Source organism: Salmonella sp. FC25216 (assembly GCF_057751355.1).
In genome coordinates this window covers 309,228-325,994 of the sequence record NZ_JBDGON010000001.1, presented here as the reverse complement: position 1 = coordinate 325,994, position 16,767 = coordinate 309,228, and the positions used below count along the sequence as shown (strand labels likewise).

Sequence of the window (16,767 nt, the reverse complement as noted above, 5' to 3'; positions counted from 1 at the left end):
AAACGGCATTTTTTATATACACATCAAGTTGATAGTGTGTTTCTGACCTTGACGTAAATAAGCGGGAAAAGCGATGAAACACACCATTGGGATACTGGGGGGGATGGGACCTGCGGCAACGGCGGATATGTTGGAAAAATTTGTTGAACTGCGACATGCCAGTTGTGATCAACAACACATCCCGCTCATTGTCAGCTCTATTCCTGATATTCCCGATCGTACAGCATGTTTGTTATCCGGCGGGCCTTCTCCATACCGTTATCTGGAGCGTTATCTGCATATGCTGGAAGATGCCGGGGCGGAGTGTATTGTTATCCCGTGTAACACTGCGCATTATTGGTTTGATGATTTACAGAGCGTCGCGAAAGCGCGGATGATCAGCATCCTGGACGCCACCCTGGAAGACATTCCGCCATCGGCGCGGCACGTTGGGCTGCTGGCGACCAATGCGACGCTGGCGACCGGGTTATATCAAAAGAAAGCTCTGGCGCATGGGCTGACGTTAATTCAGCCAGAAGAAGCGGGGCAGGCGCTGGTGATGCAGGCTATTTATGCGCTTAAACGTGGCGATAAACCTGCGGCGCAAGCGCTGTTGTTACCGCAAATCGATAGCCTTATCGCCCGTGGCGCTCAGGCAATTATTATGGGCTGTACCGAAATTCCGCTTATTGTGGCCGGACATGAGGGTGCGATAGCGTGCCCGATGATTGACTCCACGGCGTCGCTGGTGCGCGCGGCGATTCGTTGGTATGAGTCCTGGCCGGACACTCGCGCCTGTGTGGCCGGGGAACAACGCCTTACCGCCTGATTGTCTACAGCGCGGCCTGAAGCCCACGCAGGTCGCGCCAAAATGTTTCGGCTACCTGACTCATGCGGGTACTCATGCGATAGGCATAAGCCTGAATCGGGATAACCAGTTCATCGGCATCAAGCACTATCAGGCGTCCGTCGGTAATCTCCTGACGGATAGCATACTCGGGCAACCAGGCGATTCCGCAGCCGTCCATCGCAACTTGTTTTAACAATTCACTCATTGAAGAGACGAAAAATGTACTGAAACTCAGTTCAGCATGGCGAGTCAGGGTACGATTTATCAGCCGGCCCATATAGGAGTTCTGGCTGTAATTAAGCAGGGGAAAGTGCGGCTGCTCAAGCGTATAGCGCGGCTCGCCCCGGCCATTGCTGGCGCAAACGGGAAACAGTCGCGACTCAAACAGGCGGATATTATCAAACGGCGCTTGTTGCAGGTTTTCATCGTGATAAGAAAAGATAAAATCGCTTTGCCCCTCACGTAACATATCCACTGCCTGATCGACATCTATCGCCTCAACGGAGTAGGTAAACTGCGTCGGCATCTGCTTAACGATGGTCGGCAACAGGCCGAGGGAGAGCGAGTGGGCGGCGGCAATCTTGATTTTACGCAGCGTATAATCGCTGCCGCCGCGCAGTTCGGTCAGATTACTTTCCAACTGCTGCAATAGATGGCGAACCTGGGAATGAAAGATTTTACCCTGTTCGGAAAGCTGTAGCGGCGAGACCTGCCTGTTAAACAGTTCAACGCCCACGGCATGTTCCAGGGCGCGAATACGGCGGCTAAAGGCCGGTTGCGATACGTTGCGGATAATGGCGGCCTGAGAGAAATTACGGCACTTTTCCAGCGTCAGAAAATCATAGAGCCATTTTGTCTCAATATTGTGCAAACCTGCTCCAGTTACATCCATTTACCGTTATCCTGTCAGTCGCCCGAAGGGGCATTCTACGTCCATTCGGGCGGCTGACAACCGCTTATCCCGTCCTCTTTCAGAATGCCGTGACGGGGCAGCCTGAAACTAGCGGGAATTACGCTGGTTCAAAGGTACCTTTCACGCAGGCTTTCCCCTCATTGACCATGCGTTTGCCGCGCGCATACACCTGCTCAATGCGTAAATCTGCGCTGAAGACGAGCAGATCCGCATCGTTACCGGGACGAATCTCGCCTTTGCCGTCCAGACTGAGGAAGGCGGCTACGCTGGTCGTCAGCGGGCGCAGCGCATCGGTCAGGCTGAATCCGTAGTGGTTAACCAGCGTCTGCAACGTCTCCAACAAACTTTCGAAGCCCGCGACGCCGATGCCCGTCAGATTCCCGGCAGCGTCAAACAGCGGCTGGCTGCCATTGCCGTCTGAACTGAGCGTCACCCGGGAAAGCGGGATGCCAGCTTTTACCGCTCTGGCAATGCCATCCGCCGGCGCGACGGGATCCGGAATACTGGTGGTTATGTCGATCACGCCGCCTTTAAGCGCGAACGCCAGCGCCTGCTCAAAAAGAGATTCGCTACGGTTGACGTGGGTAGGCAGCAATTTACCAATCGGCACGTCGCTGTTTTCCAGGATGTCATACAGCGGCTGTAACCCTTTTTTGCTGCTGCCCATATGAAAAACGCTGACACCGGGTTTGCCGCCCAGCAGGCCGCCAACGCGTGATTCAGCCGCCATGCTGGCGAGTTGATTACCGCCAGGCGCGGCGGAACGGTGGTCGGAGACCGCGCATTTCACGCCGATGACGCGATCGATCAGCGCGACGTCTTTTTCTACCGAGCCGGTAATGGTTGGCGATGGAACATGATATGCGCCCGTGAGCATCCAGGCGGTGATCCCTTCCTCATTTAACGCTCGCGTTTTGGCTAACAGCGAAGTGGGATGGCGGCTGACGGAATCGGTGCCAAGCAGGCCGATAACCGTTGTTATCCCGGCTTCTGTCAGGCGGCTCAGGGAGACTTCCGGCGTCCGAGTCGTCGGCCCCGCTTCGCCGCCGCCGCCGATCAGATGAACGTGTTGGTCGATAAAGCCCGGGCACAGCATACGACCGCTAAGGTTAATCACCGTACAGTCCGGTACGATATCGCCGGGGATGTCAGCGCCGACGGCAATAATTTTGCCATTCGCGAGCAGGACATCGCAGATGCCCCGGTCTTCTGGCGCAAACAGGTGCGCCCCCTGTAACAAGGTAAACTCCGCGGCGGATAAATCAGACATGATAACTCCTTGACTCAAACAATAAGCTGCATGACCCAGATCGACAGCAGCGCATTGATGGCGCAGACTGCGATAATATGCGGGTAATATTTAGCGTTGACTTCGGCAGTACCGAGGCAGCGACCGACATTCTGTACCGGGTTTCCCATCAGGTAAATGGCCGGCAGCAGCACAGTAACATCGTGGCCGCTCAGCGCGCCGGCGGTAGCCAGACTGGCAGCCACGCCAACGGCGCCGCCCATACTCATCAGCGAAGCCAGAAGCACTGTAGCCGCTTCGCCAGGAAGCCCCCACAGCGCCATCACGGGCTGGCAGATATGGCCTACCCAGTCGAGCAGACCGGTAATTTTCAGCGCCTGAATAATGACAAACGCCATGACCACATTGGGTAACAGGTTGGTCGTGGCGATGGTAAAACCGCGACGTGCGCCATCGATAAACATATCCATGACATTTTTACGTACCAGAGTCGTCATGATTGGGCTCCTTGCGCAGGGTGACGGCGTTCTTCGATGTTAATCCAGATGCGCAAAAGGTTTGCGCCGATAAATTTGAATAGCAGAATGACCACCAGCGGAATGATGACTGACGTTCCCAGAAAGGCGAATACCGCAACGCCGGAGGAGAAATAGTTGGTGATAATCGCGCTGCCGCTGGTTTGCCAGGCGGCAAAAATCACTTTATCGCGTTCGGTGATTTCGCCTTCCTGCGCCAGCTCTTTGGTCATACCCGCCGCCGCGTCGGTATTTTGCAGGTTAGCGATCAGCGCCAGCGAGCAAATGCCGGGAATGCCAAGCAACGGTCTCAGGATGGGCGTCATCAGTTGCTGTGCCGCCCGCAAACCACCCAGTCCATCCGTAATTGCGATGATACCCAGAGAAAGGATGACCGACGGCGCCAGTTCCAGCGCAAAAAGGAAGCCGTCTTTCGCGCCCGTTCCGCCCGCGCCGCGAAAGGTCTGCGCACCGGTCACATGACCGAATGACCCGTTGAGTACGGTAAAATCAAAAACGCGCCACCAGCCGTCGCTTCCGGAAAACACGCCGGAAAAGAAAATGATAGTGAGAAAAAACGCCAGATATCCCTTTATCCCGACTTTTTCTGTATCAAGCGGCATGGCCGCCCCGTCCACTTGTTGCGCCATAGCGATCCCCGAATTTTTTTGATGATGTGTTGGTTGTTGCCACAGGCTAAAAAGCCCGAAACAGAAAGACCTTATCAGTCATGAGGGTAAGGGCAAAATGCAAGTATGTATCGTGCTATGCGTTTCTTGCATAACAGCGCAGAAAATCACCATCCTCGCCACTGCCGTAGGCGCGAGGGAGTCGTGGACGGTATAACGCGAGGTAAAAAAGCAAAAGAAACAGATGTTGATGCAGGCCAGATCAGGGGGCAGGAAAAAGGAGAATAAATTTGACGTTAGTCAATTTTACGTCACTTAATTATCGTTGCTAAAAAATAGGCTTTTTTAACCGCAATTTTACCTTTTTACTCAGATTTTTCACGCCTGACGCCATATTGGACGACCAGTCAATGGCCGCTAATTGGCCAGTGTGCGCCCCAAAAATCATACGGGAAGGTAATAAAAAAAGCGAATAATCGAACTAGTTTCATCAGGTAATTTATTGATGACAGTGATGATTTAAGAATGAGTGAAAATGTGCAAAATGAGATATATAAAACAATATTCAAATTGATGGCACTAAAAACCATGAAATAATTATGGTTTTTAGTGCCATCTTTAACATGAAATAACGTGTTGAGGATTTGCTATTAAAAACAGAACCGTATCGCGCTGCGAATAGCGTTAAAGATATAGCCCGTTGCTGATAGCGCGAGTTTAATAAACCGCTTATTCACGTATCACAATCCGTTTTTGTTTTATCTGCTGCGCGGCGCTGATCAGCGCAGCAAAAAAGAGCGCCGCGGCGCCGCAAAGCGTGGCGTTGATAATTGCCGACGCGCCATTGCCTGACAGGCTGGCGGCTAGTGGACCGAGAATTTGCCCAATGCCATACGTTAGCGTAACCAGGCCTAACAAATTAATATTACCCGGCGCGCTGAGCTGTCTGGCAAGCGGCATCACCAGCGAGGTTGTGCCCATAAACGTGGCGCCAAAACCAATACTGCTCAGTATTAACAGCAACAACGAGTCGCTGGCGAGAGATAGCAGCACGCAGGCGCTCTGGATCAACAGATTCGCGGTCAGGCATGGCAGGACGCCCCAATGTTTTGCTGCCCACAGCCAGCCGAAGCAGCCGGGAATGATCGCCAGGCCGACTAACGACCAAAGGTGCGCCGTGAGCAGCGGAGAGCCCGCGCTTTTCGCCATCAGCGGCAAATAGGTAGCAACGATGATGTAGCCGAATCCGGCGAAACCGTACAACAGCGCCAGTTGCCACCAGGGCATAGGCTGATTTTCGATTCTTGCTAAGGGCGCAGGCGGCAGTGCATGAGCGCGGGGCGGAATCAACATCGCCACGATTAACAGCAATATACCGGCGAGCGCCCCGGCCCCCAGCCATAGCGAATGGGCCGAAAGCGCATAACGTAAACCGCCAATGACATATTCGTTGCCCAGTGCAATCCCGGCCCCGACGCCGGAAAAGAGCGCGGCGATAACAAACGGATGGCGGGTATGATGCAACACAATCATTGATCCAAAAATCATCATTCCCGCACTCGCGACGCCTGCCAGGAAGCGCACCAACATGACGACCGCGGGCTGAGTAAATATCGCCATAGACAGAATAAGAATACCGGTGGCGACCGCCGAAGCCAGCAGCATGGGGCGTAGACGAGAGGGGAGATGAAAAAGGCCAAAGGAAAACAGTAAGCTTCCCGCCAGATACCCTGCATAATTGGCGCTGGCAATCCAGGAGAGTTCGTTAAACGTTAGCTGCTTTTCCGCCAGCATTACCGGCAGCATGGGCGTATAAAGAAAGCGGCCAACTCCCATCCCCAGCGTCAATACCATCATACCGAAAAGCGCCGTAAAAATGGGATGGCGAGGTGAAGCGCTCTGAGCATGAACCATGGTTTTTCTCTTTGCTAAAGTAAGGCAGGAATGCCGGATTGTTGTTGCAAATGATAATAAAAAGTAAAATTAATGTTTTAAATTTGCAAGAAAAGAAAGTGAAGCGCAGGCGAATAACGGATTGAGAAGAGGGGTATCGGTGGGAAATGGCATTAACTTAATACCTCTCGCGTGCGGGATTTGGCGGTTAATTTGAGCGAGAACTGCGCCTTTCCCTTTTTAAATACTGAGCAGTGTGGGTAGTTGCGACAGTAAATATAACACCAGACCGATAGCGCCGCCGACCAGCGTGCCGTTCACGCGGATAAACTGCAAATCTTTACCGATATTAAGCTCAATCTGCTGCGACATATCGCGCGCATCCCAGCCTTTTACGGTATCGCTGATGTGGCGCGTCAGGAAGGCGGCGAATTCCGGCGCGACCCGGTGCGCGGCCTGTTCCAGATGACCGTTAAGTGAGGCGCGTAACGCATCGTCGGCGATCAGCGTCTCGCCAAACCATTGTCCGGCATGAGCGATGCGCTGCTTCACTTTCGAGTCTTCGGCGTTGATATCTGTCTTTAACCACTGGCGCAGATCCGCCCAGATCTCGCCGAGATAACGGTTAAACGCCTCATCTTCCTTCAGGTAACTTTTAATGTTTTCTGCCCGTGCAGCCATTTCCGGATCATGTTTAAGTTTATCGATCAGCTTATACGTCGCGCGATCGAAAGCATGACGAATCTGATGCGCGCGATCGTGGCTGATATCATCCAGCAGAGAATTTACCGCGTCGGAGACCAGTTCAGCGCTGTGTTCTCCCAGCCACTCGGTCGGCAGGATCTTCGCTTTTAACGGATGCTCGGTTTCCAGCCAACGTACAATCTGCCTGGCGATAAATGTCCGGGAGCTGTCACGCTGTAACAGGGCGATAAGCTGGGCGATCAGCGTATCGAGCAACACCTGGTGGCGATCGTTTTTGGTCATGCTTTCCAGCATCAGGGCGCTGGTGCCGGAAAGATCCACTTTATCAATCGCCTTATGTACCGCTCGCTTGAGTAGCCGCTGAATACGGGCGTCATCGGTCAGTTCCAGAAAGCCGCTCATAATTTGCAGCAGATGCTGCCCGACCCGGCTGGCGTTGTCCGGCTGGCTGAACCAGTTTCCGATAAGTAGCGCGGGTTCATGGCGGCGGATCAGTGCGATCAGCGACTGCGTATCAAGGAACTTCTCCTGCACAAATTGCCCAAGATTTTCGCCGATTCGGTCTTTGTTACGGGGAATAATCGCCGTATGTCGTGAAATAAACGGAATGGGAATGCGGCGAAACAGCGCCACCACGGCAAACCAGTCCGCCAGCGCGCCAACCATCGCCGCTTCGGCAATAGCTTTTACGCCCAGCACCCAAAAACTGGGCGGCAGGAAAAGCGTGGTTACAAACGTCGCGGCGGCTATCAGCAACAATGAGAGCGCCAGGCGTTTGGCTCGTTTGAGTTCGGCGATTTTATTCATAGGGTTAAGGATAGAGCCAGACGGCAGGAACGTGCAAAAAACATCAGATTATCCTGTGCCGGATAAGCCTCTATCCGGCACAGTATTTACTTCTCAGCGGCCAGTTCTGCCGTCTCATGCTGGCGCACGCGCTGTAATAATGTCGCCAGGGTGAAGACCACAATCACCCCAGCCACCGCTGCCAGCAGGTGAAACGGCAGCCTCCCGCCGTGAAACCACAGCCAGCGACCGACTTCGACCGACACCGCCATCACCGTCAGAATCACCATGTTCAGCGAGGCCGAAACCGTACCTTTTGGCAAGTTGTTGGAGAAAAGCGTGAAGCGGAACAGCGTCGGGAAAATCATTCCAATGCCGAACGCGTACAGGCTGGTGCCCAGCACAGACCAAAGCCAGACGTGTGGCAGAAGAAGATTACCGAGGATTAATGTCGCCAGCCCGCTTAACTGGATTGGTACGGCGCGCCAGATAAAACGCGGTCGGGTCGGATCTTTCACCAGGCGCACAACGATCATATTGGCCACGATCACCGCGCCGAATACGGGCACCTGCGCCCAGGCGTATTGGGAAGTACTCATCCCACCGGCATCGATCAGGATCACCGGCGACACCGCCACCCAGCTCATCATCGGGATGTAGCTCAACGACAGCGTCGCTGCCCCGGTGAGAAAAATCGGGTTGCGAAACACATTACGAAAATCGCGCAATACGCTCACCGCGCTGAACGGCACCGCGCCGCGTTGGACCGTTTCCGGCATCGCCAGCAGCAGGCCGCACAACGCCAGCAGTCCCATCACCGCAATAATACCGAACAGCACCTTCCAGTGAACGAAGTGCATCAGCGCGGCGCCGGAGAGCGGGCCGATAACCGGAGCGACCAGCACAATGGAGGTAATAATCGCCATCAACTTAATGGCTTTGGTTTGACCGAAGGCCTCCTGTACCGTGACGTAGCCGACCGTTGCGATAAAGCAAATGCTGGTGCCCTGCACAAAACGGGCAACCAGAAACTGCGTCATTGAGGTCGTCAACAGTGTTGCCGCGCAGGCGAGAGTAAAAATTAACGCGCCTGCTAGCAGCACTGGCCGGCGGCCAATCCGGTCAGATAGCGGCCCCAGAAGCCATTGTAACGCCATTCCGCCCGCCAGATAGAGACTTACCGAGGCCGGTGCAAGACTGACGTCAGCATTAAAATCGCGCACGACGTTAATTATGCCAGGCTGAATCAGATCCGTCGTCAGATAGGCGGCAAAATCGTACAAAATCAGCGCCATCGGGAAAAATAACGTTGTGGCACGTTGTGAGAAAAACTGAAGAATCCGTTGCATAAAAAATGCGCTCCATGTCGGAGAACCCCATGATGGGAACAGCGAAACTCAATACCGTCATCGTGACGTCAGGCAGGCGATGGAAACAGCGGCTGCGGATGTACTGAATTTCATGTAATCAAAAACGCTGCCGGTGAAAACACAGACAGGAAGAGACGCGTTCTGAATCTCGTCAGAACGTGTGGCGATTACAGATAACAATCAGCACATCACACCTCGGGAAATTTACGTTGCACGGAAAATATACACATTAAGTGTAATTAAATTTTGATGTTAATCAAAAGAGTTTGCCTGGTTAATAAAGATAAAGGAAGGGCGCGCAGGCTGGCGTTTTGCGTGTTCAGTTCCGAAAATGCATGTGCATTACAGATAACAGAATTTATCTTTCGTCGCGCCTCGTAATGCTGAAAAGGTACGGATGAGAAAGGCATTTTCAGGAGGTAGAGTCGCAGCATTCTGGTTTGGGGTGACGGAGCGCCATGAAAAAATCGACGACCTCAACACCGCATGATGCGGTGTTTAAAACCTTTTTGCGCCATCCGGAAACCGCCCGCGATTTTATGGAGATTCATCTGCCGGTGTCGTTACGCCAGCTTTGCGACCTGCGGACGCTAAAGCTGGAGCCTGGCAGTTTTATTGAAAAAAATCTGCGAGCCTATTATTCCGATGTGCTTTGGTCGCTGAAAACGCGCGAGGGCGACGGTTATATCTACGTCGTGATTGAACATCAGAGCACGCCGGATGCGCATATGGCGTTCCGGCTGATGCGGTATGCGATGGCGGCGATGCAGCAGCATCTGGATGCGGGGCATAAGCATCTTCCGCTGGTGGTGCCGATGTTGTTTTATCACGGTGTTGATAGCCCGTATCCTTTTTCGCTGTGCTGGCTGGATGAGTTTGCGAACCCGGAAGTGGCAAGAAGACTCTATGCCGCTGCCTTTCCGCTGGTCGACATTACGGTGGTATCGGATGATGACATTATGCAGCACCGCCGCATTGCGCTGCTGGAGCTCATCCAAAAACATATCCGCCAGCGCGACCTGCTGGGACTGGTTGAACGGATTGCTGCGCTGTTAGTTACTGGTTGCGCTAATGACAGGCAACTTAAAGCGCTGTTTAATTATCTTATGATTCAGCACGGACACACGCCTCGTTTCACCACGTTTATTCGTGATGTGGTAGGGCATGTCCCGCACACTAAGGAGAGACTGATGACGCTGATAGAGAGGATCCGCGCAGCGGATCGCAGAAAAGGGGAACGGCAAGGAAGACAGCTCGGTCTGGAGGAAGGATTAGCAGAAGGATTAGAAAAAGGGCTGGAAAAAGGTCAGCACGTTGCCGCATTGCGTATCGCCAGACAGATGCTGGCGGACGGACTTGACCACGAGACTGTCCAGCGGTTCACCGGCCTTACGGATGAAGAGCTTCAGGATGTTAGCCATTAACGCGGTTCCAGTCTGAATATTGCAGGCCCGGTGAGCGCCGGGCAACGCTCTCTATAATTATCGCTGATAACCGCACGAATATACCGAACTTTACCGATAGCACCAGCCATCTCTACTACCCTTATTGTTCTGAGCGGCATTTACGGCTGCCTTAATGACGATAACAAGGAGACATGTGATATGGCTTACCAGACAGTGAATCCTGCCAATAATCAGCTCATTAAAGAGTACCACCCGCACACTGACGCGGATATTGAAGCCGCGCTGCAAAAAGCTGACGCGCTCTACCACTCCGACTGGTCCAAAGGAGAGATTGACCAACGTCTGCCGGTACTGCATAAGCTGGCTGACTTGATCGACAGCCGTGTTGAAGAACTGGCTAAAATCGCCAGCCAGGAGATGGGCAAGCTCATCGAGCAGAGCCGTGGCGAAGTCAAACTGTGCGCGCAGATCGCTCGCTATTATGCGGATAACGCGAAGCAGTTTCTTGCCCCGGTGCCTTATAAAACCGAGTTTGGCGACGCGTGGGTAGAACATCATCCGATTGGCGTCATCATGGCCGTTGAGCCGTGGAACTTCCCGTACTATCAGTTGATGCGTGTGCTGGCGCCGAACCTGGCCGCTGGTAACCCGGTGCTGGCGAAACATGCCAGCATCGTACCGCACTGCGCCGAGACGTTTGCCCATCTGGTGCGCGAAGCTGGCGCGCCGGACGGCGCATGGACCAACCTGTTTATTTCCTCCGATCAGGTGGCGAACATCATCGCCGACCCGCGCGTGCAGGGCGCGGCGCTGACCGGATCTGAAAAAGCGGGGAGCGCCGTGGCGGCACAGGCGGCGAAGCACATTAAAAAATCGACACTGGAACTGGGCGGGAACGATGTGTTCGTCGTGCTGGACGATGCCGATCTTGAGAAAGCGGTGAAAATTGGCGTGCAGGCACGGCTCACTAATGCGGGGCAGGTATGTACGGCGGCGAAGCGCTTTATCCTGCATGAGAAAATCGCCGATCAATTCCTCAGCCAGTTCACCGAGGCGTTCAGCAAAGTCAAGGTGGGCGATCAGATGGACGCTTCTACCGAACTGGGGCCGCTGTCGTCGAAAGATGCGCTGGAAACATTGACCAGACAGGTCGAGGAAGCGGTGAAAAATGGCGCGACGCTGCACGTTGGCGGCAAGCCGCTGGAAAGTAAAGGCAACTTCTTTGAGCCGACCATTCTGACCCACATTACCCGTGACAACCCGGCGTACTTTGAAGAATTCTTCGGCCCGGTGGCGCAGATTTATGTGGTGAAAGACGATGACGAGGCGGTAAAACTCGCCAACGATTCCCACTACGGCCTGGGCGGCGCGGTGTTTAGTCAGGATATCGAACGCGCTAAGCGCATGGCCTCCCGGATTGAGACCGGGATGGTTTATATCAACTGGCTGACCGACACCGCAGCGGAGCTGCCGTTCGGTGGCGTTAAGCGTTCGGGCTTCGGACGCGAGCTATCGGATCTGGGGATTAAGGAGTTTGTGAACCAGAAGCTGGTAGTGGTGCGCCGCTAATCCCTGTTGCCCCTCTGAAAACGGGAGGGGCCTGGCTTTTTGCAGCGAAGGACGCGGATCTTAAATCAGAACGAAATAAGTGAACAAAACACCCTCAATCGCCCTCCTTATTTATCCACGTTGCACTAACCGTGCTTTTTATCCCGGTATTGTTTGTACAGACATTCATGATGCCGCATTTTCTGTTCTATGCGGAGGCCGGTATGGAATTTTACGAGAACCGCCCCGGACAACCATTTATTGGCTTTATGCAGCTCAGACGGGCGCTAAAAAGGTGGTGGCTGCGTAAGCGGGCCTGTCAGGCGCTGCGGCGAATGAGTGACGAGCAGTTAAGGGATATCGGGTTGGAAAGGAAGGATGTGGAATAGTGGATCTATTCAAGGGCAATAGTAGTTAAAGAATTTTATGATATATTACTATGTCCTTATGTTATGCGTGCTCACTATTTTATATCATTAATATTAATATCATTAATCTTTTTCTCAATATATTTTTCTGGTTTTACCTTAGTTTTTTGCTCAATCGCATGATATTTTTCCTTATCAATGGTTATAGTCATTTTTTCTTTTTTGTTAAATATGCCAGGGATGATAATTGCGGCTGCAATTATCATCAATATTATTATTGCTGCATGAATTTTGTATTTGGGAAATGTTTTTAATAGAGTACATAGGATTGTTATACCTTTATGTATAAGATAAGGGAAAGATAGAAATAAAACAAATGGGTAAGCAAAATTTATGACATATCTCCCATAGTAATTATTATTTATTATCAGCGAACCAATACAGAATGCCACCACACAAAATAGAGATATTCCGAAGCATAAGAAGGATATAATGAAAGAACCTTGCATAATTCTTTTATGCAACTCTTGCAAAATACTGTTTGTGAGCTTTTCCAGTTTAGTGTTATGACAAATAACTACCAACATCGCAAAAAAATCTCACATAAAGCAAGCGAAAATAACGTATTGAAGGCCATGTAATGCATCAGCGTTTCGAAAAATATACTTTGCTGAAGATAGTATGGTAATAGGGATTGACCTCCATAAAAAAGTACATAGAAATCCCAGGGTGACATAAGCAATTAAACCTTCATTTCTCCAGAGCGTAATGTGCTCTTTTATTTTTAGCCGCATGGTTTCCCTTCAATAATTGATATGAATTGTGATTTAAGCTGGCAAATAACCCTTGCCAGCTTATGTTATGCACTTACTTAGAACCTGCCATCACGCTAATAAACGCCTGCACCTGCTTTTGTTTACGCGCCGACAGTTTGCACACCTGGCGCAGCGACTGCATCAACTCGCTTTCTTCTGGTTGCGGCTGCTGTGCTGTGAGCACAATACAGCCGTTTATCACCTTCACATCGACTTCTGTGCCAGTGGCAAAACCGGAGGCTTCCAGCCACTGGCCTTTCAGAGTGATGGCGGGAATACGAGTGTAATCCGGGTAGCGGCTCGCATAACTGACGGTCAGGTGACGGTTATTTGTCGGGGACACTTCTGGATCGGTGAATTCTGCAATAGAATGCGGGGTAGTCATGATCTCTATTCCTATTCCAATAGTGATTGTGATTAGCGGTGCGGGCGTGTTGGCGCACGCTCGCACCGCGCTAAATACCTGTATATAACATCAGTAAATAAAAGAAAAGTCCAGATGAAAATAGACTGTAATAGGAATATTCAGGAGGGAACTGGATATATTTTTGACGGTTATGATTGCGAAAAATAATATACACAAAATCATTCGAGTTGCATCAAGGCGGCAAGAGAACGAGTCCCCATGAGCGTATATAAATACGTGACTGGGGTGAGCGAACGCAGCCAACGCCGAGGCAGCTTGAAGGATGAAGTGTAAAAAAGCGCACGGCTCAGGTGCGCTTGCAAATAACGATCAGGACTTTTTACGCGAGGTTTTTTTACCGTCGCTGGTGGCGCGTTCGGCCTTGATTTTTTCCAGCAGCGCGGCAGCGCTGTTTTCACCGCTGATCAGATCCGGGTTTTCCGCACGCCACTGGGCGGTCAGCTCGCCGCGGAAGGCCTTCGCCAGGATCGACTGGGTGAGGTTGTTGACGCGGGTCAGGGCGTTGTTGACCTGCTTTTCAATGGTGTCGGCGTAGGCGAAGAGTTGTTCGACACGGCGGACAATTTCGTGTTGTTCATGAAGCGATATAAGTTCGAAACTGAATTCTTTGACATCACGAATGTAAATCGCTTGCTGGGCTGTTGCTCCAGAGGCAGAGACCAGCTGTTGTTGCCCAGAAATATCATTAAATATTAATTTCATGTATTCCGGTACTACTTGTTCTGTATCCAATTTAATAAGTAAAACACTACCCATCAGACAAAATGTTTTACTCGTTGAAACTAAATGTGTTCTGCCAACAGTTGCTCCCCTACTTACAATTAAAATATCATTTTTTTCTGGTTTGCATCGATTCAGTGCTTTAGCTGCAATGGTATCTGATAAATACTTGACATTATCAAATAACAATTCATCTTCTTGCACATCTTTAGCTGATAATAGTGGAATGCCGCTATTAATTGTTTTAGGTGTAAGGTGTTCTCCATCAGTAATTTTTTTAGTGACGTCTATGAGTTTAACTATTTTAGCAGGGTTTCGTGATTGTTCTGAACTCTCATTTAGCGCCATAGCCAGCACCGCCTGACGAAAACGTTTCAGGATTTGTGGGATTTGCTCAAGACGTGCTTTGGTGCTGTCTACCTGCGCCAGCAGCGTATCGAGTTTTTCGGCGATGATTTTTTGTTCATAGACAGATGTCAATGGTAAATTTAATTTTTTAAGTTTGGAACCATTAACGTTTGGCTGCCCAATCCCTGCACTAAATTCTGTTATTTGACTCCAGTACGTAGGCGAGCGGAAAAAATAAGAAAGGTAATGGCTGTTTATTTTTTTGTTGCATCTAACTCTTATTAAATAAGATGCAAATACAATATTAGATATATCTTCATTAATTAAGAAACTTTTACCTACAGTAGCCCCTGTTCGTGCGAACACAAGATCGCCGTTACAAAGTAAATATTTATTTTTTTGATTATCCTCAATCTTACAGAAGGGTACTGAGTTCCAGTCCACTTTATTATCTTGAATATCGGTTATACGCAGCATTTTAGGACCGATATTTTCAGATGTTGATGAAGCGGTATAGCCATAGTTAATATCAGTAGCGATCTCATCCAGTTGAGGGCCAACCCACCCCTCCGGCAGTTTCCCCCCACTCATGCCTTCACCTCACCAAACGCTTCATTCAGCAACTGACGCTGCGCATCCGCCTCATCGCCCGCACCCAGCTCACGCATCAGCGCATCCAGCTCGCCCAGCGCCTGCACCAGCTCGCCCATCGCTTCTGCGGCGAGCACGTCTGGTTCCGGCAGGCTGTCGGCGTCGATGCTGTCCTTATCCTTCAGCCAGGAGATATCCAGCGAATCGGATTTTGCGCTGCGTATCCATTCGCGGCTGAACTTGCGCCAGCGGCTGGTGGCCTGGTGCTGGTCGGTGTTTTTGTTCTCTTCGCTGTCAGCGACTTCGCTCTCTTCGGCGTTAAAGCTCCACTCGCCTTCTTCACGCGGGCTTAAGCCGTGCGGATCTTCACCGTAGACGGTTTCAAACGGCTGCAGATGCTGCTCGGTAAACGGCGTGCGCTTGCCGAAGCTCGGCATATTGGTGCGCAGGTCATATACCCACACGTCATCGGTGCAGTTTTTATCCTGATGCGGATTGGCGACCGTGCCTTTGGTAAAGAATAGCACGTTGGTTTTGACGCCCTGGGCGTAAAAGATGCCGGTCGGCAGGCGCAGGATGGTGTGCAGATGGCATTTGTCCATCAGGTCGCGACGAATATCGGTGCCCTTACCGCCTTCAAACAGCACGTTATCCGGTACCACCACCGCCGCACGGCCACCGGGGTGCAGGGTTTCAATAATATGCTGCATAAAGCACAGCTGTTTGTTGCTGGTCGGGTGCACGAAGGTGCGGGTGATGTTGGTGCCCGCGGCGCTGCCAAACGGCGGGTTGGTGGCGACAATATGCGCCTTCGGCAGATTTTCGCCGTCGCTGCCCAGCGTGTTGCCCAGACGGATGGCGCCGCCGTGGTCGAGGTTGCCTTCAATATCGTGCAGCAGGCAGTTCATCAGCGCCAGACGACGGGTGCCGGGCACCAGCTCGAGGCCGATAAACGCGCGGTGGATCTGGAAATCCTGGGTGTCGCCATTAAGGTCATCCAGATCGTTGGTCTGCGACTTCACGTAACGGTCGGCTTCAATCAAAAAGCCTGCGGTTCCGGCAGCCGGGTCTTGTACCACTTCACGCGGCTGCGGCTTCAGCAGATGGATGATGGTTTTGATCAGCGGACGCGGGGTGAAGTACTGGCCCGCGCCGGATTTGGTTTCGTTGGCGTTCTTCTGCAGCAGCCCTTCGTACATATCGCCGAAGTCGTCACGGGACTTGCCGTGAGCGCCATTGTACCAGTCCAGTGAGTCCATACTGCTCACCAACTCGGTCAGTTGCTTTGGTTGGGTGATGGTGGTGTTGACGTTCTGGAACACCGCCTGTACCAGCTTTTTCTCGTCCGCGCCCAGATGCACCAGCAGGTTGCGGTAAAACTGCAATTGCTCCTGACCAATACGCGATTTCAGGTCATCCCAGCGGTAGCCTTCCGGCAGATAGTCCGCTTCCTGGCCGGTCTCTTTACACATTTTCAAAAACAGCAGCGAGGCGAGTTCATTGACGTAGTTTTGATAGGAGACGCCGCCGTCGCGCAGGTTGTCGCACAGTTTCCACAGTTTGGCGACCAGATCGTTATTGTTCATTGAAGATCCCATGTAAAACAGCGGCCCTTATCGGGGCCGCAGAAGAAGAAATTGCCGGGGATGATAACG

14 protein-coding genes and 2 pseudogenes are annotated in these 16,767 nt (G+C 51.8%); 4 read left to right on the top strand and 12 right to left on the bottom strand.

Annotated elements, in window-relative coordinates; genetic code table 11:
* Positions 1–73: 73 nt before the first annotated feature.
* Entirely contained in the window at positions 74–808 is a 735-nt protein-coding gene (gene cuyB / locus AC3G3F_RS01495; protein WP_023247552.1) for a cysteate racemase, read from the top strand.
* A gap of 4 nt (positions 809–812) precedes the next feature.
* Here the strand turns inward: cuyB and hypT are convergent, their stop codons facing one another.
* The 7 genes from hypT to mdtM all read right to left on the bottom strand — a co-directional run bounded on the left by hypT (position 813) and on the right by mdtM (position 8,868).
* A complete protein-coding gene (gene hypT, locus AC3G3F_RS01490) occupies positions 813–1,721 on the bottom strand; it encodes a hypochlorite stress DNA-binding transcriptional regulator HypT (RefSeq protein ID WP_053529533.1) in 909 nt (302 codons plus the stop codon).
* A 118-nt stretch (positions 1,722–1,839) separates the two neighbouring features.
* Positions 1,840–3,012, bottom strand: coding sequence for a beta-aspartyl-peptidase (gene iadA / locus AC3G3F_RS01485; RefSeq protein WP_053507641.1), 1,173 nt, complete (start codon positions 3,010–3,012; stop codon positions 1,840–1,842).
* Positions 3,013–3,026: 14 nt separating this feature from the next.
* The gene (locus tag AC3G3F_RS01480; protein ID WP_053507640.1) at positions 3,027–3,488 is read right to left on the bottom strand and encodes a YjiG family protein; all 462 of its coding nucleotides are present in this window, start codon (positions 3,486–3,488) and stop codon (positions 3,027–3,029) included.
* Positions 3,485–4,156 carry a nucleoside recognition domain-containing protein gene (locus tag AC3G3F_RS01475; protein WP_023247549.1) on the bottom strand — a complete coding sequence of 224 codons (672 nt, stop codon included), beginning with the start codon at positions 4,154–4,156 and terminating at the stop codon, positions 3,485–3,487. The genes AC3G3F_RS01480 and AC3G3F_RS01475 overlap by 4 nt, the downstream gene beginning before the upstream one ends.
* A 708-nt stretch (positions 4,157–4,864) precedes the next feature.
* Complete coding sequence (locus AC3G3F_RS01470) at positions 4,865–6,049, bottom strand: MFS transporter (RefSeq protein WP_023247548.1); 1,185 nt, start codon at positions 6,047–6,049, stop codon at positions 4,865–4,867.
* Between the two features lie 219 nt (positions 6,050–6,268).
* Positions 6,269–7,540: a DUF445 domain-containing protein gene (locus tag AC3G3F_RS01465; protein WP_023247547.1), complete on the bottom strand. Its 1,272-nt coding sequence runs from the start codon at positions 7,538–7,540 to the stop codon at positions 6,269–6,271.
* Between the two features lie 86 nt (positions 7,541–7,626).
* Positions 7,627–8,868 carry a multidrug efflux MFS transporter MdtM gene (gene mdtM, locus AC3G3F_RS01460; RefSeq protein ID WP_023247546.1) on the bottom strand — a complete coding sequence of 414 codons (1,242 nt, stop codon included), beginning with the start codon at positions 8,866–8,868 and terminating at the stop codon, positions 7,627–7,629.
* A 479-nt stretch (positions 8,869–9,347) separates the two neighbouring features.
* On the opposite strand from mdtM, the gene AC3G3F_RS01455 reads away from it, so the two are divergent.
* Entirely contained in the window at positions 9,348–10,313 is a 966-nt protein-coding gene (locus AC3G3F_RS01455) for an Rpn family recombination-promoting nuclease/putative transposase (protein WP_063390077.1), read from the top strand.
* 180 nt (positions 10,314–10,493) lie between these two features.
* Complete coding sequence (locus AC3G3F_RS01450; RefSeq protein WP_023179947.1) at positions 10,494–11,864, top strand: NAD-dependent succinate-semialdehyde dehydrogenase; 1,371 nt, start codon at positions 10,494–10,496, stop codon at positions 11,862–11,864.
* Between the two features lie 94 nt (positions 11,865–11,958).
* Here the strand turns inward: AC3G3F_RS01450 and AC3G3F_RS01445 are convergent.
* Positions 11,959–12,101 (bottom strand): annotated as a pseudogene (locus AC3G3F_RS01445) (hypothetical protein).
* Between AC3G3F_RS01445 and yjiS the strand changes: the two are divergent.
* Positions 12,068–12,232 (top strand): DUF1127 domain-containing protein YjiS, encoded by a 165-nt coding sequence (gene yjiS / locus AC3G3F_RS01440; RefSeq protein WP_063390078.1) that lies wholly within the window; start codon positions 12,068–12,070, stop codon positions 12,230–12,232. The pseudogene AC3G3F_RS01445 and the gene yjiS sit on opposite strands and share 34 nt — an antisense overlap.
* A 74-nt stretch (positions 12,233–12,306) precedes the next feature.
* Here the strand turns inward: yjiS and AC3G3F_RS01435 are convergent.
* From AC3G3F_RS01435 to hsdM, 4 genes and pseudogenes are all read right to left on the bottom strand, one after another.
* Positions 12,307–13,005 (bottom strand): annotated as a pseudogene (locus AC3G3F_RS01435) (hypothetical protein).
* 73 nt (positions 13,006–13,078) lie between these two features.
* Positions 13,079–13,411: an endoribonuclease SymE gene (gene symE, locus AC3G3F_RS01430; RefSeq protein WP_053507635.1), complete on the bottom strand. Its 333-nt coding sequence runs from the start codon at positions 13,409–13,411 to the stop codon at positions 13,079–13,081.
* 351 nt (positions 13,412–13,762) lie between these two features.
* On the bottom strand, positions 13,763–15,112 hold the full coding sequence (locus AC3G3F_RS01425; RefSeq protein ID WP_488394294.1) for a restriction endonuclease subunit S: 1,350 nt from the start codon (positions 15,110–15,112) through the stop codon (positions 13,763–13,765).
* A complete protein-coding gene (hsdM, locus tag AC3G3F_RS01420) occupies positions 15,109–16,698 on the bottom strand; it encodes a type I restriction-modification system methyltransferase (RefSeq protein WP_488394293.1) in 1,590 nt (529 codons plus the stop codon). Before hsdM ends, AC3G3F_RS01425 begins: the two co-directional genes overlap by 4 nt.
* Positions 16,699–16,767 lie beyond the last annotated feature (69 nt).